General features: G+C 70.2%; 14 protein-coding genes and 1 pseudogene. 11 read left to right on the forward strand and 4 right to left on the reverse strand.

Annotation, left to right across the window (positions count from 1 at the left end; all coding sequences use genetic code 11):
* Window positions 1–423: ferrochelatase (locus ADBZ5U_RS05970; RefSeq protein WP_526263380.1), on the forward strand; the 423-nt coding region annotated here is incomplete at its 5' end.
* Here ADBZ5U_RS05970 and ADBZ5U_RS05975 read toward each other — a convergent pair.
* Complete coding sequence (locus ADBZ5U_RS05975; RefSeq protein WP_526263382.1) at window positions 392–1255, reverse strand: Rv1486c family protein; 864 nt, start codon at window positions 1253–1255, stop codon at window positions 392–394. The two genes, ADBZ5U_RS05970 and ADBZ5U_RS05975, sit on opposite strands and share 32 nt — an antisense overlap.
* A 79-nt stretch (window positions 1256–1334) precedes the next feature.
* Between ADBZ5U_RS05975 and ADBZ5U_RS05980 the strand changes: the two genes are divergently transcribed.
* Window positions 1335–1769, forward strand: a complete 435-nt coding sequence (locus ADBZ5U_RS05980; RefSeq protein WP_526263384.1) for an NfeD family protein — start codon at window positions 1335–1337, stop codon at window positions 1767–1769.
* A gap of 16 nt (window positions 1770–1785) precedes the next feature.
* On the forward strand, window positions 1786–2970 hold the full coding sequence (locus ADBZ5U_RS05985; RefSeq protein WP_526263386.1) for an SPFH domain-containing protein: 1185 nt from the start codon (window positions 1786–1788) through the stop codon (window positions 2968–2970).
* Here the strand turns inward: ADBZ5U_RS05985 and ADBZ5U_RS05990 are convergent.
* On the reverse strand, window positions 2943–3158 hold the full coding sequence (locus tag ADBZ5U_RS05990) for a hypothetical protein (protein WP_526263388.1): 216 nt from the start codon (window positions 3156–3158) through the stop codon (window positions 2943–2945). The genes ADBZ5U_RS05985 and ADBZ5U_RS05990 overlap by 28 nt on opposite strands.
* 260 nt (window positions 3159–3418) lie before the next feature.
* On the opposite strand from ADBZ5U_RS05990, the pseudogene ADBZ5U_RS05995 reads away from it, so the two are divergent.
* Window positions 3419–3538 (forward strand): annotated as a pseudogene (locus ADBZ5U_RS05995) (hemophore-related protein); the annotation flags it as partial.
* On the opposite strand, the gene ADBZ5U_RS06000 reads toward ADBZ5U_RS05995, so the two are convergent.
* Complete coding sequence (locus ADBZ5U_RS06000) at window positions 3504–4340, reverse strand: TVP38/TMEM64 family protein (RefSeq protein WP_526263390.1); 837 nt, start codon at window positions 4338–4340, stop codon at window positions 3504–3506. The pseudogene ADBZ5U_RS05995 and the gene ADBZ5U_RS06000 overlap by 35 nt on opposite strands.
* A 109-nt stretch (window positions 4341–4449) precedes the next feature.
* On the opposite strand from ADBZ5U_RS06000, the gene mutA reads away from it, so the two are divergent.
* The 6 genes from mutA to ADBZ5U_RS06030 all read left to right on the forward strand — a co-directional run bounded on the left by mutA (window position 4450) and on the right by ADBZ5U_RS06030 (window position 13820).
* Window positions 4450–6285: a methylmalonyl-CoA mutase small subunit gene (mutA, locus tag ADBZ5U_RS06005; RefSeq protein WP_526263402.1), complete on the forward strand. Its 1836-nt coding sequence runs from the start codon at window positions 4450–4452 to the stop codon at window positions 6283–6285.
* A 2-nt stretch (window positions 6286–6287) separates the two neighbouring features.
* Entirely contained in the window at window positions 6288–8552 is a 2265-nt protein-coding gene (gene scpA / locus ADBZ5U_RS06010; RefSeq protein WP_526263404.1) for a methylmalonyl-CoA mutase, read from the forward strand.
* A 10-nt stretch (window positions 8553–8562) separates the two neighbouring features.
* The gene (meaB, locus tag ADBZ5U_RS06015) at window positions 8563–9579 is read left to right on the forward strand and encodes a methylmalonyl Co-A mutase-associated GTPase MeaB (protein WP_526263392.1); all 1017 of its coding nucleotides are present in this window, start codon (window positions 8563–8565) and stop codon (window positions 9577–9579) included.
* A gap of 104 nt (window positions 9580–9683) precedes the next feature.
* The gene (lipL, locus tag ADBZ5U_RS06020; RefSeq protein ID WP_526263406.1) at window positions 9684–10910 is read left to right on the forward strand and encodes an esterase/beta-lactamase LipL; all 1227 of its coding nucleotides are present in this window, start codon (window positions 9684–9686) and stop codon (window positions 10908–10910) included.
* Between the two features lie 214 nt (window positions 10911–11124).
* A complete protein-coding gene (locus ADBZ5U_RS06025) occupies window positions 11125–12474 on the forward strand; it encodes a hypothetical protein (RefSeq protein WP_526263394.1) in 1350 nt (449 codons plus the stop codon).
* Window positions 12471–13820 carry a hypothetical protein gene (locus ADBZ5U_RS06030; RefSeq protein WP_526263396.1) on the forward strand — a complete coding sequence of 450 codons (1350 nt, stop codon included), beginning with the start codon at window positions 12471–12473 and terminating at the stop codon, window positions 13818–13820. The genes ADBZ5U_RS06025 and ADBZ5U_RS06030 overlap by 4 nt, the downstream gene beginning before the upstream one ends.
* A 13-nt stretch (window positions 13821–13833) precedes the next feature.
* Here ADBZ5U_RS06030 and ADBZ5U_RS06035 read toward each other — a convergent pair whose 3' ends face one another.
* Window positions 13834–16905 carry an MMPL/RND family transporter gene (locus tag ADBZ5U_RS06035; RefSeq protein ID WP_526263398.1) on the reverse strand — a complete coding sequence of 1024 codons (3072 nt, stop codon included), beginning with the start codon at window positions 16903–16905 and terminating at the stop codon, window positions 13834–13836.
* Between the two features lie 297 nt (window positions 16906–17202).
* Between ADBZ5U_RS06035 and ADBZ5U_RS06040 the strand changes: the two genes are divergently transcribed.
* Window positions 17203–18988, forward strand: a 1786-nt coding sequence (locus ADBZ5U_RS06040) for an isoleucine--tRNA ligase (RefSeq protein WP_526263400.1), incomplete at its 3' end; no start/stop codon positions are given.

The following is an 18988-nucleotide window of genomic DNA, read 5'->3' on the forward strand; positions in this document are numbered from 1 at the left end:
GACGTGGTGTGGCAGTCGCGCTCGGGTCCGCCGCAGGTTCCGTGGCTGGAACCCGATGTGGGGGAACATCTTTCGACGTTGGCGGACTCCGGCGTCAAGGCGGTCGTCGTCTGCCCGGTTGGCTTCGTGGCCGACCACATCGAGGTCGTCTGGGATCTCGACAGCGAGTTGGCCGGGCAGGCGCGGGAACTCGGGGTCGCCCTGGCGCGGGCCACGACTCCCAACGCCCAGCCGCGATTCGCCCGGTTGGCTCTCGACCTGCTCGACGAGGTCAGGCAGGGCCGCGAAGCGTCCAGGGCGGTCGGTCCCGAGCCGGTTCCGGGCTACGGCTCCAGTGTGAACGGCAAGTTCTGCACCGCCGAATGCGAGGCCGGTGCGGCCGAAGCCGCCGCTAGCGCCAGGCCGAGTCCAGGATCGCGCTGACCGCTGCGCAGCGGGCGGCGCGCACCACGGCCGACAGCGGCCGGATGGCCGTGTCGGCGATCTGCGCCTGGGATGCGCTCTGGGCGCCGATCGGCGCCACCCCGGAACTGACCGTGATGATGGCGTCGACGCGCGCCGCGGTGTTGAGCACCCGAACCGCCCGCTCCGGTGCGTGATCGGGGATGCGGTGGTGACGGTAAGCCTGCAGCACCTCGTCGACGAGGGCGCGCGGATCATCCGCTCCGGCAACCAGTTTCAGGCCGTCGAGCGCCTCGGCGGCCGACCGGACCGCCGACCGCAGCGCGTACTCGGCCTCACCGAGATCCATCGGATCGGGCGCCGGAGAACCCGGCAGCGAGTAGACCGACCACAGCAGTGCGGTCACCGGAACCATTGCGTCCCCGGCGCTTTCGTCGTCGTCGGCATCGTCCCACTCGAACGTCGGGACCAGGCCGATCGCCGTGCCGTCGGCTGCCCGGACCAGCACCGCCTCGCCGGCGTCGAGGGCGTCCGCCTGGAACTGGGTGCCGGCCGGCAGGCCCCGGACGTCGCCGGGCACCGGCAGGGCCAGCGTGATCGCCGGGCCGGGCGGCGTCCCCCCGGCGTTACGCGGGCCGGTCGCGGTGCGGACAGTCTTGAGCAGCGACATCGCACCGGTGCCGTCCATGTCCGGCCACGGCAGTCCGGTGCGGCCCGCTGCGACCGCATCGTAGGCGGCGACCGAATGCGCTGGGGCCCAGTCGCTTAGCGCGTCCAGGACGTCGTCGGGAGCCGCCTGGCCGGCCAGCCAGGCGTTGGTCCACACCGACAGCGAGACACTCGGGCACCACATGATGGTCGTGAGTGTAGTTGCTCACCCGCGCGTCGGACGGCCGACGGCGCGCCACTCGTTTCGCGCGTATGGTGGCGTCATGTCGGCCGCACTGATCTGGCTGATCGTTGCGCTCTGCCTTGCGGCGGCCGAAGCGCTCACCGGGGACATGTTCCTGCTGATGCTCAGCGGCGGGGCACTGGCGGCGGCCGGGTCCAGCGCGTTGCCGGGCCTTCCGCTCTGGGTGGACGGTGCGGCGTTCCTGCTGGTGTCGGTCCTGTTGCTGACGGTGGTTCGACCGACGGTCCGGCGTCGGCTCTCCGTCGGCGGCGGCCTCGCCGAACCGGCCAGGGCTCTGGAGGGCAAGCAGGCCCTGGTGCTGAACCGGATCGATCGGCATCAGGGCCAGGTCAAGCTGGACGGGGAGGTCTGGACGGCGCGTCCGCTCAACGAGGACGACAGCTACGAGCCCGGCGACCAGGTGACCGTCATGCAGATCGACGGTGCGACCGCGGTCGTCTGGCGCAACCCCTAGGAAGGAAGGAGTCGAGATGGAGGGGACGACGGCAGGCCTGGTGTTGCTGGCCGTGCTGGTGATCTTCGCGGTGATCGTGGTGGCCAAATCCGTCGCGCTCATCCCGCAGGCCGAGGCGGCGGTGATCGAGCGACTCGGCCGTTACAGCAAGACGGTGTCCGGGCAGTTGACCCTGCTGATCCCCTTCATAGACCGGATCCGGGCCCGGGTCGATCTTCGCGAGCGGGTGGTGTCGTTCCCCCCGCAACCGGTGATCACCGAGGACAATCTGACCGTCAACATCGACACGGTGGTGTACTTCCAGGTCACCAACCCGCAGGCGGCGGTCTACCAGATCAACAACTACATCGTCGGCGTCGAGCAACTGGCCACCACCACGCTGCGCAACGTCGTCGGCGGGATGACCCTGGAGCAGACTCTCACCAGCCGCGATCAGATCAACGCCCAATTGCGGGGGGTGCTCGACGAGGCCACCAACCGGTGGGGACTTCGGGTTGCGCGGGTGGAGTTGCGCAGTATCGACCCGCCGCCGTCGATACAGGACTCGATGGAGAAGCAGATGCGCGCCGATCGGGAGAAGCGGGCGATGATCCTCACCGCCGAGGGCGCCAGGGAAGCCTCGATCAAGCAGGCCGAGGGCGCCAAGCAGGCCCAGATCCTGGCCGCCGAGGGCGCCAAGCAGGCGTCGATCCTGGCGGCCGAGGGCGAACGGCAGTCCCGCATCCTGCGGGCCCAGGGCGAGCGCGCCGCCCAGTATCTGCATGCGCAGGGTGAGGCCAAGGCCATCGAGAAGAGGTTCGCGGCCATCAAGGCCGGCCGGCCCACGCCCGAACTGCTGGCCTACCAGTACCTGCAGACGCTGCCGCAGATGGCCCGGGGCGAGGCCAACAAGGTCTGGCTGGTGCCCAGCGACTTCGGTTCGGCCCTGCAGGGTTTCACCAGGCTGCTCGGCGCGCCGGGGGAGGACGGGGTGTTCCGTTATCAGCCGCCGCCTGCCGACGACGTACCGCGAGCGCAGGACGACTCCGCGGAGGTCGCCGACTGGTTCGACATCCGGCCGGGCCCGGCGATCGCCCGGGCACTGGCTGACGCGGAGGCGGTGGCCCGGTCCACGCTGCCGGCGGTCGGCCCGGGTCCGGAGTCGGCGGCGATCGCGTCCCGGTCAGACGGTGATCAGTACTCGAATCCCGGGAACCCGTAGAACGCGTCTTCCTCGCCCTCGTACGACGGCGGGGCGCCGGGTGGGGGGCACACGGTGGCGACGGCTTGGTTGCCGGGGTCGCTGCAGTCGGGGAGCAGCGTGTCGGCCGCTGCCATCGGCGCGTTGAGCACGGCGGCCACGCCTGCGCCTGCGGCGAGCAGGACGAGGGCCTTTCGGGTTCGGTACATCGCAGCGGTCCTTTACGTGTCGATTCAGATGAGAATACCGGGCTCCGCCAGTTGAAGCGGTGCGGCAACTGCCCTATAATACCGCAAACGTAAAACTACAGGGGGTCGTAAACGTGACAACAGCGGTGAATCGCCTGGCGGCCTCGGTCCTTTGTGCCGGCGGCCTTCTGCTTCCGCTGGCCGGCCCGGCGCACGCCGACGTCGCGCCGGGATGCACGGTCGCGGACACGACCGCAGTGCTGTCCGGGGTGAGCACCGGGATGACGGTGTACCTGTTCACCCATCCCGACGTCAACAACTTCCTCAGCGGACTTCAGGGCATGAAGAAGAGCGACGCCAGGGCCGCTACGCAGTCGTACTACGCGGCCAATCCTCAGGTGAAGGCCGAGCTCGACGCCATCCGCGCCCCCGCCGTGGACCTGCGCAAGCGCTGCAACATCCCCCCGGGCACCCCGATCTCGGGGCTGCTTTAGCAGCGTCGCGGCGATGCCTCCGGGCCTCGTAGGCCAGACCGGCGATGCCGGCCGCGGCGGTGCACATCGAGACCAGGAGCAGCAACGGATCAAGATGCCCGGTCAGCGCGTCGCCGAGGATGACCACGGCCGCGGTGCCCGGTAGCAATCCGGCGAAGGTGGCCGCCAGATACGGGAGCACCCGCACGGCCGAGGCGCCGGCGGCGTAGTTCAGCACCGAGAACGGCACCGCTGGAATGAGTCTCAGCGACAGCACCGCCGGCCATCCGCGCGCGCGTAGCCGGGCGTCGAGCGCCTCCACCCTCGGATGGCTGACCAGGCCGCTGACCTGCCAGCCCAGGGCGCGCACCAGGCGCAGCGCGATCAGCGCGCTCAGCGTGCTGGCCGTCACGGCGATGGCCACCCCGAGCGCCGGCCCGAACAACAGCCCGGCCGACAGCGTGAAGGCGGTCCGGGGAACCGGGAGCACGGTGAGGACCACGTGGGCGACCAGGAAGGCCAGGGGGAACCACGGGCCGACCGAGGTGGCCCAGTCCCGCAACTGGATCGCGGTCGGCAGCCGGACCAGCAGGACGAGGGCGACGGCGGCGGCGGCCGCGACGCCGGAGAGCGCGATCCGGGTCCCGCCCACCTGCCGGGCGGTCGCCGCGGTGGCCGAACCCGCGCTGCGCAGCACGCCCACGCCGCGCCTCAGGATCGGGGAGGCCATGTCCGTCAAGGTTACGGGTCGCCCGCCGCAGTTCGCCGATGCCGCCTGATTTAGCCTGAAAGGCAGGCGCGGCTCGGAAAATCGGAGGCCCGCCCCGCGACAAAAGGAGCTGTCGGTGTCTCCAGTCAGGGAGGAGGGCCTGTTGGCGGCCCGCGCCCGCTGGCGAACCGCCGTCGCGGGCGTGCTGGACGCCGCCGGCACGGCCGAACCCGAGCGACTGCTCGAGACGCCCACCTACGAAGGGTTCGCCGTCCGCGCCCTGTACACCGCCCTGGACGGTCCGCCCGAGGCGCCGCCGCCGGGTTGTTGGCCCTTCCTGCGCGGCGCCGACCGGGACCGCGACGTGCTGTCCGGCTGGAAGGTGGCCGAGTGTTTCCCCGCCCCGGGTTTCTCCGGCAGCGCCGCCGACGGCAACGGCGCGGTGCTGGAGGCTCTGGCCACCGGAGTCAGCGCGGTGGTCCTGCGACTGGACGGCACCGGAATCGCCGCCGCCGAGTTGGACCGCTGGCTGGCCGGGGTCTACCTGGAACTGGCACCTGTGATGCTCGATGCCGGGACGCGGTTCGGTGCGGCCGCGCAAGCCATGCTGGGCCTGGTCGCCGGATCCGCCGAGCGAACGCGGTTCTCGATCGACCTCGGCGCCGATCCGCTCACGGCCCTGTTCAGTGGGCGGCCGGCCCCCGCCGTCGACGATGTGATCGGGGTGGCCGCGGGGCTGGCCGACGAGCCCGGCGTGCGGGCGATCACCGTGGACGGCCCGGCGTTCCACGACGGCGGGGCCGACGCGAGTTGGGAACTCGCGGCCGCGGTGGCGGCGGCCACCGATTACCTCCGACTGCTCGCCGGCGCCGGGATGGACATCGCAGCGGCCCTGCGCCAGATCAGCTTCCGGCTCTCCGCCGACGACCACCAGTTCATGACGATCGCGAAATTCCGCGCCGCGCGCCTGCTCTGGGGCCGGGTCGCCGACGCCCTCGGGCACCCCGATCGCGGAGCGGCGCGGTTACACGCGGTCACCTCGCTGCCGATGATGACGCAGCGGGATCCGTGGGTCAACATGCTGCGAACCACGGTGGCGGCCTTCGGCGCCGGCCTCGGTGGCGCCGACACCGTGCAGGTGCTGCCGTTCGACGTGGCGATTCCCGGCGGACTCCCCGGAGTGACCGCCGATTTCGCCCGCCGCGTCGCCCGCAACAGCCAACTGCTGCTTCTCGAGGAGTCGCACCTGGGGCGGGTGCGGGACCCCGCCGGCGGATCGTGGTACGTCGAAGACCTCACCGAAACCCTTGCGGCCCAGGCATGGTCGCAGTTCCAGGCCCTCGAGTCCCGCGGCGGGTTCCGGCATGCCGGGGACTACCTCGCCGCCGAGATCGCCACCATCGCCGCGCGCCGCGAGGAGGACATCGCCCACCGGCGGACCGCGGTGACCGGTGTCAACGAGTTCCCCAATCTCGCCGAACCCGCGCTGCCCACACCGCCGGCCGCCGCGAACACCCCGGGGCGGGCGCGGTACGCGGCCGCCTTCGAGGCACTGCGGGCCCGCTCCGACGCCCATCTGGAGCGCACCGGCGCCCGGCCCGCCGTGTTGCTGCTCCCACTCGGGCCGTTGGCGGAGAACAACATTCGTGCCACCTTCGCCGCCAACCTGCTGGCTTCCGGCGGGATCGAGGCCGTCAACCCGGGCACGGTCGGACCGGACGGGCTGGCGGCGATCGTCGGTGAGGCGACCGTCGCGGTGATCTGCGGCACCGATGCGCGCTACCGCGCGGAAGTCGCCGACATCGTTCCCGCCGCCCGGGCCGCCGGGGTCGAGCGGATCTATCTGGCCGGACCGGAGAAGGCCGTGGCCGACGTCCCGGCCGACGCGCGCCCGGACGGCCATCTCACCGCCACAATGGATGCCGTCGCGGAACTCTCGTCGCTGCTGACCCGATTGGGGGCGTGAGCATGACCCACTCCGGCGTCGTGGCCGTGCCCAGCTTCGCCGACGTCCCCCTGCACGGCGGTCCGATGCCCCCGGCGCCCACCGCCGCGGCGGCCGCGGGCCTGGTCGCCGCGGCCGCCGCGGCCAACGGCTATGCCCGCGAGCAGTGGGACTGGTCCACCCCCGAGGGGATCGTCGTGGCGCCCCTCTACGTCGGCGCCGACCTCGATGCCGTGGTGGCCGACGGCTACCCGCTGGACAGCATGCCGGGCGAACCGCCGTTCCTGCGCGGGCCGTACCCGACGATGTACGTCAACCAGCCCTGGACCATCCGCCAGTACGCCGGCTTCTCCACCGCCGCGGACTCCAACGCCTTCTACCGCCGCAACCTCGCGGCCGGGCAGAAGGGCCTGTCGGTCGCCTTTGACCTGGCCACCCACCGCGGCTACGACTCCGATCATCCCCGGGTGCAGGGCGACGTGGGCATGGCCGGGGTGGCGATCGACTCGATACTGGACATGCGCCAGCTGTTCGACGGCATCGACCTGTCCGCGGTGTCGGTGTCGATGACGATGAACGGCGCGGTGCTGCCGATCCTCGCGCTGTACGTGGTGGCCGCCGAGGAACAGGGCGTGCCACCGGAGAAACTCGCCGGGACCATCCAGAACGACATCCTCAAGGAGTTCATGGTCCGCAACACCTACATCTACCCGCCGAAGCCCTCGATGCGGATCATCTCCGACATCTTCGCCTACACCAGCGCGCGCATGCCGAAGTTCAACTCCATCTCGATCTCCGGCTACCACATCCAAGAAGCCGGCGCCACGGCCGATCTCGAGCTGGCCTACACGCTGGCCGACGGCGTGGACTACATCAGGGCCGGGCTGGACGCGGGCCTGGACGTCGACACCTTCGCGCCCCGGCTGTCCTTCTTCTGGGGCATCGGCATGAACTTCTTCATGGAGGTGGCAAAGCTGCGCGCCGGCCGGCTGCTGTGGAGCGAACTGGTCGCCGGGTTCGGCGCCAGGAACCCGAAATCGCTTTCGCTGCGCACACATTCGCAGACCTCCGGCTGGTCGCTGACCGCCCAGGACCCGTTCAACAACGTGGCGCGCACCTGCGTCGAGGCGATGGCCGCCACCCAGGGCCACACCCAGTCGCTGCACACCAACGCCCTCGACGAGGCGCTGGCGCTGCCCACCGACTTCTCCGCCCGCATCGCCCGCAACACGCAGTTGCTGTTGCAGCAGGAGTCCGGCACCACCCGCCCGATCGACCCGTGGGGCGGATCGTACTACGTGGAGTGGCTGACCCACCAACTCGCGCGGCGGGCGCGCGCGCACATCGCCGAGGTGACCGAGCGCGGCGGCATGGCCCAGGCCATCAGCGAGGGAATCCCCAAACTGCGCATCGAGGAGGCCGCCGCCCGCACCCAGGCGCGCATCGACTCCGGGCAGCAGCCGGTGATCGGGGTCAACAAGTACCAGATCGACGAGGACCCCGACATCGAGGTCCTCAAGGTCGAGAACAGCCGGGTGCGCGCCGAGCAACTCGCCAAGCTGCGGCAGCTGCGCGCCGGGCGGGACGAGGCCGCGGTGGGGGCCGCGCTGGCCGAATTGACCAGGGCTGCCGGTGAATCCGGGCGGAACGGCGCCGACGCGCTGGGAAACAATCTGATGGCACTGGCCATCGAGGCCGCCCGGGCCAAAGCCACGGTCGGGGAGATCTCCGAGGCCCTGGAGAAGGTGTACGGACGCCACCGGGCCGAGATCCGCACCATCTCCGGGGTGTACCGGGACGAAGTCAGTTCAGGAGGCAGCATTAGCGGACTATCCGAGGCCACCCGACTGGTCCAGAGGTTCGCCGAGGCCGACGGGCGACGGCCGCGCATCCTGGTGGCCAAGATGGGTCAGGACGGCCACGACCGCGGCCAGAAGGTCATCGCCACCGCCTTCGCCGACATCGGATTCGACGTCGACGTCGGCTCGCTGTTCTCCACTCCGGAGGAGGTGGCCCGCCAGGCCGCCGACAACGACGTCCACGTGGTGGGCGTCTCCTCGCTGGCGGCCGGCCACCTGACCCTGGTGCCGGCGCTGCGCGACGCCCTGGCCCGGGTCGGCCGCCCGGACATCATGATCGTCGTCGGCGGGGTCATTCCGCCCGGGGATTTCGACGAGCTGTACTCCGCAGGTGCCACCGCCATCTACCCGCCCGGCACGGTCATCGCCGAAGCGGCGGTCAGCTTGGTGGGCAAGCTCGCCGAGCGGCGCGGTTACGACCTGAGTTGATGGGCGGCTGATGGGCGAGGACCCGGTGCGGGCCGGCGACATCCCCGCCCTGGCCGCGGCGATCCGCGCCGGCGACAGGGCCGCCCTGGCGCGCGCGATCACCGTGGTCGAATCCACCCGGCCCGACCACCGCGAGCAGGCGCAACGGCTGCTGATGGCGCTGATCCCCGCAGCCGGGCGGTGCTCCGGGCCCGGCGCGGACGCCTCCTGGCGCGTCGGAATCACCGGGGTGCCGGGGGTGGGGAAGTCCACCACCATCGAGGCGCTCGGCATGTACCTCATCGAGCGCGGCCACCGGGTCGCGGTGCTCGCGGTGGACCCGTCCTCCACCCGGACCGGAGGTTCGATCCTGGGCGACAAGACCCGGATGGCCCGGCTGGCGGTGCACCCGCACGCCTACATCCGGCCGTCCCCGACGTCGGGAACGCTCGGCGGGGTGGCCAAGGCCACCCGGGAGACCATCGTGCTGCTGGAGGCGGCCGGTTTCGACGTCGTCCTGGTGGAGACGGTCGGGGTGGGACAGTCCGAGGTGGCCGTCTCCAACATGGTCGACACCTTCGTGTTCCTCACCCTGGCCCGCACCGGAGACCAACTCCAGGGCATCAAGAAGGGCGTGCTGGAACTGGCCGACATCGTGGTGGTCAACAAGGCCGACGGCGCGCACACCACCGAGGCCGAGGCCGCGGCGCGGGAACTGTCCGCCGCGATCCGGCTCATCTATCCGCGGGAAACCCTCTGGCGCCCACCGGTTCTCACCATGAGCGCCATGGAGGGAACGGGGCTGGCCGAATTGTGGAACACCATCCTGCGACACCGCGACGTTCTCACCGGAGCCGGTGAGTTCGAGGCCAGGCGCCGCACCCAGCAGGTCGACTGGACCTGGGCGATGGTCCGCGACACGGTGCTGGACCGGGTCCTGAACAATCCCGGCGTCAAAGGGATCCGCGCCGAGGTCGAACGGGCGGTTCGAGCCGGGGAGATCACTCCGGCGCTCGCCGCGCAGCGGATTCTGGACGCCGCCGAGTGATCACGGATGTGCAACGATCCCGTCCCCGCCCGCCGCGGGGAATGTAGATTGGCTATGTGATTCGGGCCACGGTGGGTAACCGGGGTTTAGACCTGCCCCGCGGGGTGCAGGGGGCTGCCGATGCCAATTTCGCCTGCGCCGTTCGGGCCTTCGCCGCGGCCTTCCCGCATCCCCGGTTCGGCGGCGGGGCGTTGTCGGTCTATCTCGACGGCGAACCCGTCGTGGACGTGTGGACCGGCACCTGTGACCGTCGCGGCCGCCGGCCCTGGCAGTCCGACACCGCGCCGATGGTGTTCTCGGCGACCAAAGGGGTGGCCTCGATGGTCATCCACCGCCTGGCCGACCGCGGCCTGATCGACTACGACGCACCGGTGGCCGAGTACTGGCCTGAGTTCGCCGCGAACGGCAAGGCCGAGATCAGCGTGCGCGACGTCATGCGCCACCGCGCCGGACTCTCGCACCTGCGTGGGGTGCGCAAGCGGGAACTGCTCGACCACCGGCACATGGAGGACCGGATCGCCGCGGCCCCGGCGGGGCGGCACCTCGGCAAGTCGGCCTATCACGCGCTGACCTACGGGTGGCTGCTCTCGGGCCTGGCGCGGGCGGTCACCGGCGCCGGAATGCGGGAACTGATGCGTGCCGAGGTCGCCGAACCGCTCGACACCGACGGCATCCATCTCGGCCGCCCGCCGGCCGGCGCCCCGACTCAGGCCGCCAGGTTCGTCGGATCCCAGCTGAGGATGCCCAATCCGGTGTTCAACGCCGTCGCGCCGGCGGTCGCCGGCCTGGAACTGTCCGCCGCGTTCGGGTCGATCTATTTCCCGGGCGTGAAAGCCGTTGTCCAACGGGACATTCCGCTCCTCGACACCGAACTGCCCTCGGCGAACGGCGTGATGACCGCGCGGGCGCTGGCCCGGATGTACGGGGCGGTCGCCAACGGCGGCGTCATCGACGGCCGACGCTATCTGTCCGCCGAACGGGTGGCGATGCTCACCGGCCGGCGCAGCTTCCGGCCGGACCGCAATCTGATCCTGCCACTGGCCTTCCACCTCGGCTTCCACGGAATGGCCATCCCCGGCGTGCTGCCCGGATTCGGGCACGTCGGTCTGTGCGGGTCGTTCGGCTGGGCGATACCCGAGGAGGGCCTGTCGTTCTCGCTGGTCCACAACCGGCTGCTGACGCCGCTGGTGGTGACCGATCAGACCGGGGTCGTCGGCACCGCGGCCCTGGTGCGCCGCGGGGCCGCGTCGGCCCGGAAGCGGGGATTCGCCCCGGTCGCCGAGTTCGGCGCGCCGTACACCGCCCCGGCGGTCGTCGGGATGGTCGGCTGACCGACCGCCGAGAGGCATCCACCGTCGGAGCAAGCGGGCCGGTGGTATTTACTAGGGCGACCTCGAACTGCGCGGGCGTCACGCCCGACCCGGATCGGACAGGAGCAGGTTAGGTGGTTGCGCTGACAGTTCCCCACCCGGACGACCCGGAGAACCCGGCCACCCGGCATCGTGCCGACTCGTCCCCGGGCGCGCGCAACCCCGGGGCGACGGCGTGACCGCCCCGGACAATCTGCTCTCCTATGCCGATCACGGGATGTTCCTGACCCTGCGGGTCGCCGACCAGGAGTCGATCATCCAGGCCACCTGGATCTACGAGCATCCGGTGGACTACGAGGGTCTCGAGCGGTTCCACGGCAACTTCGGCTACGGCATCACCGGCCGACTCGTCGAGCGGTCGCCCCTGCCGTTCGCCCGGCATCGCTGGGTGTCGGTTCCGGGCGCGCACAGTGAATTCGAGGTCTCCGAACCGCGGACTCGCGAGGAGATGACCGACTGGCTCGACGAGCAGGCCCAGCTCCCGATGGACCCGGAGTGGGGGCCGGGCTGGCGGATCAGTGTGCTGCCGATGACCGACGGTTCGACCGCGGTCAGTCTGGCGGGCTCGCACGCGTTGGGGGACGGGATCGCGGCGGCGGTGCGCATGGTCGAGGCGGTCATGGGCATGCGATCGGATCTGGGCTACCCGCCGCCCCGCTCCCGGACCCGCGGACAGGCGGTGATGGCCGACCTGCGGCAGGCCGCCCGGGACCTCCCGGAGGCCGCCCGTGCCTTCGCGGCCGCCGTCAGACTTCTCCGGCGCCGCCGCGCTCGACCCGCGGCGCCGCAATCCCTGGCACTGCCGGCGGTACCGGTCGGCGAGCGCAAGCAGAACGTGATGCTGCCCGGTGTGTTCGTGACCCTTGATGTGGCCGAATGGGATTCGACCGCGGCGAGGCTCGGGGGAAACGGTCACTCCCTGCTCGCCGGCTTCGCGGCGAGGGCCGCCGCCCGATTGGGCAGAGTGGGCGCCGATGGTCTGGTGACCGTGCTGATTCCGATCAGCGAACGGCAGTCCTTCGACGACGCCCGCGCCAACGCCGTGGTGATGGCGACCGCGAAACTGGACCCCGCGGGCATCGAGGACGACCTCTCAGCGGCCCGGTCGCAGATGCGCGTCGCGGTCGAGAAGGCTCGCACCGAACCCGATGAGCTGCGCGAGATCGTGCCGTTGCTGCCCTGGATCCCCAAGCGCGCACTGCGCGGGTTGGCCGACAACGCCATCGGCCTGAGTGCGGACGTGCCGGTGTTCTGCTCCAACGTCGGCGACCTGCCCGCCGAGATTCTCAAGATCGACGGGACCGAGGCGGAGTACCTGTTCTTCCGCGGAATCGACCGCAGGGTGACGCGCGAGGCGCTGGAGAAGCGCCGCGGTCTGCTCACCGTGATGGCCGGCCGGGTGGAAGGCCGGGTGCTGATGTCGGTCGTGGCCTTCCAGCCCGGCTGGGACAACACCAAGGCGGCATTGCGGGAACTCGTCGGCGAGACGCTTTCCGACTTCGATCTCAATGGCAGGATCGATTGAACGCCCGCGACAACCGGCTGAACTACTTCGATCAGATCGCCCTTGAACTGTTGCGCGTCACAGACCGCCGCCAACTCATGCAGGCAGTCTGGATTTATGAGCATCCGGTGGATCTCGCTGCCGTCGAGGCGTTCCGGAGGCGATTCGGTTCCGGGCTGATGGGCCGGCTCGTCGAACGGTCGCCCCTGCCGTTCGCCCGTCCGCGGTGGGTGTCGGTGCCGGGGCCGCACGGCGAGATGACCGTTGCCGAGGAACCGCGCCCCAGGGACGAACTCATGGACTGGATCGACGAGCAGTCCGAACGGACGGTCGACCCGGTGGCCGGCCCCGGCTGGGCGCTCGGCGTGCTGCCGATGACCGACGGATCCACGGCGGTGAGCATCGTGTTCTCGCACTGCCTGGTCGACGGCGGAGGCCTGATGCTGACCGTCCACAACGCGGTGTCCGGCGACACCGCCGACTTCGGCTACCCGCCGCCGGCGTACCGGTCGCGGGCGGCGCGCCTGGCCGACGATCTGCGCGGCACCGTCCGCGAGATACCCGCCGGTCTGCGCGCGTTGACCGGACTCGCCAGGGTGGCCCTGGCCAAGCGGGGGGACGACACCCCGCCTCCGGCGCCGCCGGCGCTAGACGACCCCGCTCTGGACCGCGTCGTCGCCATTCCCTCGGTCATCGTCACCACCGACACCGTGGCATGGGACGCCCGTGCCACGGCCCTCGGCGGAAACAGCTACGCCCTGGTCGCCGGGGTCGCCGCCAAGGTCGCCGAGCGCCTCGGTCGCCGCCGGGAATCGGACGGGACGGTCACCCTGGTCATCGCCGGCAACGATCGCACCGGTTCCGAGGACGACCGGGCACTTGCCATGACCTTCGCCAACGCCGTCCTCGATCCAGGCGAGGTCACCAAAGACCTCACCGCCCAACGTGATTCGATCCGTCAGGCCCGCGAGCAGGTCAAGGGGCAACCGGACCCGACCGCGAAGCTCTACCCGCTGGTCGCATGGGCGCCGCGGCGCACGGCGACGGCGGTCGCCGGACTGATGTTCTCCTACGCCGATTCGCTGCCGTCGTCGTGCTCCAATCTCGGCGACATCCCCGGCCATCTGGCCAACTTGGACGGAACGCCGGCCGAGCATGTCGTCGCCCGGTCGGTCGACCAGAACGTCACACTGCGAGACCTGCACCGCTCGCACGGCACGCTGGTCGTGGTGTCCGGACGCATCAACGGCCGGCTCTGGATCGCCGTGGAGGCCTACGAGTTGGGGGCGGAGAACTCCCGGGCGCGGCTGCGCGGGATACTCGAACAGACCCTCCGGGAATTCGGGGTCGACGGAACGGTCCTGTGAATTCGGGACGGGTCTAATCGGCCGCGGCGACGGCCACCGGTTCCCGCGCCACCGTCTTGGGCGGTGCGGCTTCCCATTTCGACGGCCACCAGTTGGCCTTGCCGACCAGTACCGCCGTCGCGGGCACGGTGACCGTTCGCACCAGGAAGGTGTCGATCAGGATGCCGACTCCGAGGATGAATCCCATCTGCACCAGCGTGGTCAGGCTGGAGAACTGGAGTCCGAGCATGGTCGCGGCGAAAATCAGGCCGGCCGCGGTGATCACCCCCCCGGTCTGGCTGACGGTGCGGATGACCCCGGACCGGATGCCCAACGGCGGCGACTCGTCGCGGACCCGCGAGATCAGCAGGAGGTTGTAGTCGGCGCCGACGGCCACGAGGATGATGAACGTCAGGCCCGGCACGCTCCAGTGCAGTTCCTGTTTCAACACGAACTGGAACACCATCACCCCCACGCCCAGCGCGGACAGATACGAAATCAGCACCGAACAGATGAGATACAGCGGAGCGACGAGCGCACGCAGCAGGATGACCAGAATGCAGAGGACCACGGCGATCGTCATGATCACGATGAGACGGAGGTCGCGGTAGTAGTAGTCCCGGATGTCGCGCAACGTCACCGAGAACCCGGCCATCGAGATTTTCGCGTCGGACAGGGTGGTGTTGGGCTGCGCCCCGCGTGCCGTCGCCAGGATGCTGTCGACCTGATCCATCGCCGGCGCGCTGAACGGGTTGAACTTGGTCTGCACCAGATACCGGGCGGTGTGGCCGTCCGGTGAGATGAAAATCCCCGCCGCCTTCTTGAACTCGTCGCCGGTGAGGATCTGCGAGGGGACGTAGAAACCCGCCATGCTCTGGGTGTTGGCGTTGTCTTTCATTCCGAGTAGGAACGCGGAGGCCTGGTCGAGACCGGCGCCCAGGGTCTTGGTCTGGTCGACGAGCAACTGCACCCCGTCGGCGACCTTACGGCTGCCGTCGGCCAGCGTGGTTATCCCCTCGTCGAGTTGGGCCAGCTGTGCCTGAACGTCGGCGGGGCTGTCGAGCCCGGCCGCCGCCAGGGTCTGATTCACCGAATTCAAGGTGGCGGTGAGGGTTTCGGCGGCGGCGCCGAGGGTCTGGTCGGATTGGATGTTCTGCAGTTCGCGACCGAGTTCAGCGAGCCGGTCGAGGATCCCGTTGTCCCGCGCGACGCCGGCCTGCCGAAGCTGGGCGCGTGCCGCGGCGCAGGCCGGGTCGGCGTCGCACACGGGACTTGCGTTGAGCGCGTTGAGAACCGGGTTGACGTTCTGGTTGAAGGCGGCGATGGCGTCGGCGACATTCATCCCGAGGGTGTCGCCGAGTGCATGCATGGCGTCGCGCAGCCTGCCGCCGGTGTCGAACTCCTGCAGTGCCGCCGTGCCGCCGAACTGGTTCTGCAGCACGGTGAGCGCCTGCACCAGGCCGCTGACCGTGCCGATCGTCTGATCGAGCTGCCCCCTGACCGCGCCCAGCACGTCGGCGATCTGATTCGCGCCGCTGGAGAGCATGTCCAGTTCCGGGGTCTTGCCGCTGATCAGCCCGGAGGCGTCGCCCAGCTTACCGCCGACCTCGCCGGCCTGGAACGAGAGCCTGGCTTGCTCGAGTGACTCGCCGGTGGGCCGGGTGATTCCCCGCACGATGTCGATGTCGGGCAGCTGGCTGATCCGGTACGCCATCTGCTCCATGTCCGCGAGCGCTTCGGATGTCCGCAGGTCCTTCGGCGACTCGACCAGAACGTATTGCGGCAGGCTGACATTGAGCGGAAAGTGCCGGCCGATCGCGTCGTAGCCACGGATGGTCTCGGTTGCGGTGGGCAGTGCCTTGCGGTCGTCGTAGTTGAAGCGGGCCAGGCCGGCGGTACCGGCCAGGGCGACGAGGATCAGCAGGCTGACGATCAGGTGGATCGCCGGGCGGCGCACGATCCGGATGCCCGACTTCTTCCACATCCTGCTGGTCAGATCCCGTCTGGGTTTGATCCAGCCGCGCCGGCCCACCAGCGTCATCAGGGCCGGCAGGAAGGTGGTGGCGCCGAGGCAGCCCACGGCGATCGCCACCGCCAGGGCCACACCCACCGTGGAGAAGACGGTGAGTTTGCAGAACACCATCCCGAGGAACGTCACCGCCACCGTCGCGGCCGATGCGGTGATGACCTTGCCGACCGATTCCAGCGCGCCCGTGACGGCGGCGTCGGAGTCGGCGCCCATCCGGAGATAGTCGTGATACCGGCTGATGAGGAAGACCGCGTAATCGGTTCCCGCGCCCGCCATGATCGCCGTGAGAAGCACGATGGTCTGGTTCGACACGGCGAGACCGGCGGTGCCCAAGCCGGCCACCACCCCCTGGGCGGTCCCCAGGCACACCCCGATGGTGATCAGGGGCAGCAGCATGGTCAGCGGATTGCGGTAGATCAGCAGCAGGATTCCGAACAACGCCACCAAAGTCGCGATCTCGATGCGCACCCGATCCTGCTCGCCGATGTCCAGCAGGTCGTTGAAGGTGCCCGCCGGCCCGGTGGCGTAGGCCGTCAACGGGGTGTCGGCGACGGTCTCCCTGACCTTGGCGATCACCCGTTTGGTGGCGTCGGTGGCCTGCGGCGTGCCGGGGTCGCCGACGATGTTGACCGGCAGCAGCCACGCCTTGCCGTCCTTGCTGGCCAGCACTTCTCGCAGCGGCGGGGTGGTCACGAAGTCCTGGACCCCGGCGACGTCCCCGGTGTCGGCGCGAAGCGTGCTGACCAGTCCGCGGTAGACGCCCTCGTCGGCGTCGGACAGGCCGTCGTCGTCGGTGAGGACCACCAGCAGGATGTTGTCGGAGCCGCCTTCGTGGAAAGCCGCGGCGACCTGCCGGGAACTGACCAGGGACGGGGCGTCGGCGGGAAGGATCGAGGCGGGCGCCCGCTGGACCAGAACGGCCAGCGGGGGGAAGGCCTGGGTGAGTCCGGCGGCCAGCGCGATCCACCCGGCGATGACCAGCCACGGCCAGCGCACCACGACCCGCCCGATCCGGCCGAAAACGCCCACACCTCCGGCGGCCGGGCCGATCGCTCCAGGCTGCCGGTGTTGACCCACCCGACCATGGTACTGACCACCCGTGGCGTGCCCGGGGCGGCGAGGCGGGGCGTCGTGCCCCGCTGAGCGAACGCGATAGACTCCCGTTCAGCGGCACTGATCCGGCCATCACCGGGGAGCCTTCGGAAGAACGGCCGGCGGGCACAGCCCGAGGCCCGGTAGAACCGAACGGGCGGGCCCGTCACAGCCTGCAACGAGCGACGCGCACCGCGGTGCGCGTAAGCGGGGTGGTACCGCGGCGCTCGCGCAACCGCGCGTCGTCGTCCCCGTGCCGAGGCGGCACAGGAGGACGGGCACGTGACTGATACCGGCTACCCGAAGCCTGCCGGCGGTTCACCGGACTTCCCGGCCCTCGAACTCCAGGTGCTCGACTACTGGGCCGGCGACGACACCTTCCGCGCCAGTGTGCGGCGGCGGGACGGCGCGCCGGAGTATGTGTTCTACGACGGGCCCCCGTTCGCAAACGGCCTGCCGCACTACGGACACCTGCTCACCGGCTACGTCAAGGACATCGTGCCGCGGTATCGCACCATGCGCGGCTACCAGGTGGAGCGCCGGTTCGGCTGGGACACCCACGGCCTGCCCGCCGAACTGGAGGTGCAGCGCCAGTTGGGCATCACCGACAAGGCGCAGATCGAGGACATGGGCATCGGGGCGTTCAACGACGCCTGCCGGGACTCGGTGCTGCGCTACACCAATGAGTGGCGGGCCTACGTCACCCGCCAGGCCCGCTGGGTCGACTTCGACAACGACTACAAGACGCTGGACATCTCCTTCATGGAGTCGGTCATCTGGGCGTTCAAGCAGTTGTGGGACAAGGGCCTGGCCTACGAGGGGGTGCGGGTCCTGCCGTACTGCTGGAACGACGAGACCCCGCTGTCGGCGCACGAACTGCGGATGGACGACGACGTCTACCAGTCCCGGCAGGACCCCGCCGTCACCGTCGGATTCCGGGTGGACGCGCCGGGCTCGGACCTGGACGGCGCCTACCTGCTGGTGTGGACGACGACGCCGTGGACGCTGCCGTCCAACCAGGCCGTGGCGGTCAACCCCGAGGTGGACTACGTCGTCGTCGCCCGCGAGGACCGCCGCCTGGTGCTGGCCCGGGCCCGGCTGGCCGCCTACGCCCGGGAACTGGGGGAGGAGCCGGCGGTGCTGGGCGCCTTCACCGGCGAGCAGTTGCTGGGCCTGCGCTATCTGCCGCCGTTCCCGTATTTCGCCGACTCCGCCAACGCTTTTCAGGTGCTGCGCGGGGACTTCGTCACCACCGAGGACGGCACCGGGGTGGTGCACATGGCCCCGGCCTACGGCGAGGACGACAAGGCGACCACCGACACCGTCGGGATCGTGCCGGTCACCCCGGTGGACGCCAGGGGCCGCTTCGACGCCTCGGTGCCCGACTACCAGGGCCTGCAGGTCTTCGACGCCAACCCGGCGATCATCCGGGATCTCAAGAACGGCACCGGCCCGGCGGCCGCCAACACCCCGGTGCTGCTGCGCCACGAGACCTACGACCACCCCTACCCGCACTGCTGGCGCTGCCGCAACCCGCTGATCTACCGCGCGGTGTCGTCGTGGTTCGTCAAGGTCACCGAGTTCCGCGACCGGATGGTGGAACTCAACCAGCAGATCACCTGGTATCCCGAGCACGTCAAGGACGGCCAGTTCGGCAAGTGGCTCTCCGGCGCGCGGGACTGGTCGATCTCCCGAAACCGCTACTGGGGCACGCCGATTCCGGTCTGGACCTCCGACGACCCGGCCCACCCGCGCATCGACGTCTACGGCAGCCTCGACGAACTCGAACGAGACTTCGGGGTGCGGCCGGACAACCTGCACCGGCCCTACATCGACGAGTTGACCCGGCCCAACCCCGACGACCCGACCGGCAAGTCCACCATGCGCCGCATCTCCGACGTCTTCGACGTGTGGTTCGACTCCGGGTCGATGCCCTACGGGCAGGTGCACTACCCGTTCGAGAACGCCGAGTGGTTCAACGGCGACCCGGGTCGCGACGGCCACTTCCCGGGCGACTTCATCGTCGAGTACATCGGCCAGACCCGCGGCTGGTTCTACACCCTGCACG

The sequence above is a fragment of the Mycobacterium sp. genome (assembly GCF_040398885.1).
Classification (GTDB): Bacteria; Actinomycetota; Actinomycetes; order Mycobacteriales; family Mycobacteriaceae; genus Mycobacterium.

What these genes read in the sequence shown, in the direction of transcription:
- ADBZ5U_RS05975 (WP_526263382.1), bottom strand. Translation starts at nt 1,255, where the DNA reads ATGTGGTGCCCGAGTGTCTCGCTGTCGGTGTGGACCAACGCCTGGCTG.
- ADBZ5U_RS05980 (WP_526263384.1), top strand. Translation starts at nt 1,335, where the DNA reads ATGTCGGCCGCACTGATCTGGCTGATCGTTGCGCTCTGCCTTGCGGCG.
- ADBZ5U_RS05985 (WP_526263386.1), top strand. Translation starts at nt 1,786, where the DNA reads ATGGAGGGGACGACGGCAGGCCTGGTGTTGCTGGCCGTGCTGGTGATC.
- ADBZ5U_RS05990 (WP_526263388.1), bottom strand. Translation starts at nt 3,158, where the DNA reads ATGTACCGAACCCGAAAGGCCCTCGTCCTGCTCGCCGCAGGCGCAGGC.
- ADBZ5U_RS06000 (WP_526263390.1), bottom strand. Translation starts at nt 4,340, where the DNA reads ATGGCCTCCCCGATCCTGAGGCGCGGCGTGGGCGTGCTGCGCAGCGCG.
- scpA (WP_526263404.1), top strand. Translation starts at nt 6,288, where the DNA reads ATGACCCACTCCGGCGTCGTGGCCGTGCCCAGCTTCGCCGACGTCCCC.
- meaB (WP_526263392.1), top strand. Translation starts at nt 8,563, where the DNA reads ATGGGCGAGGACCCGGTGCGGGCCGGCGACATCCCCGCCCTGGCCGCG.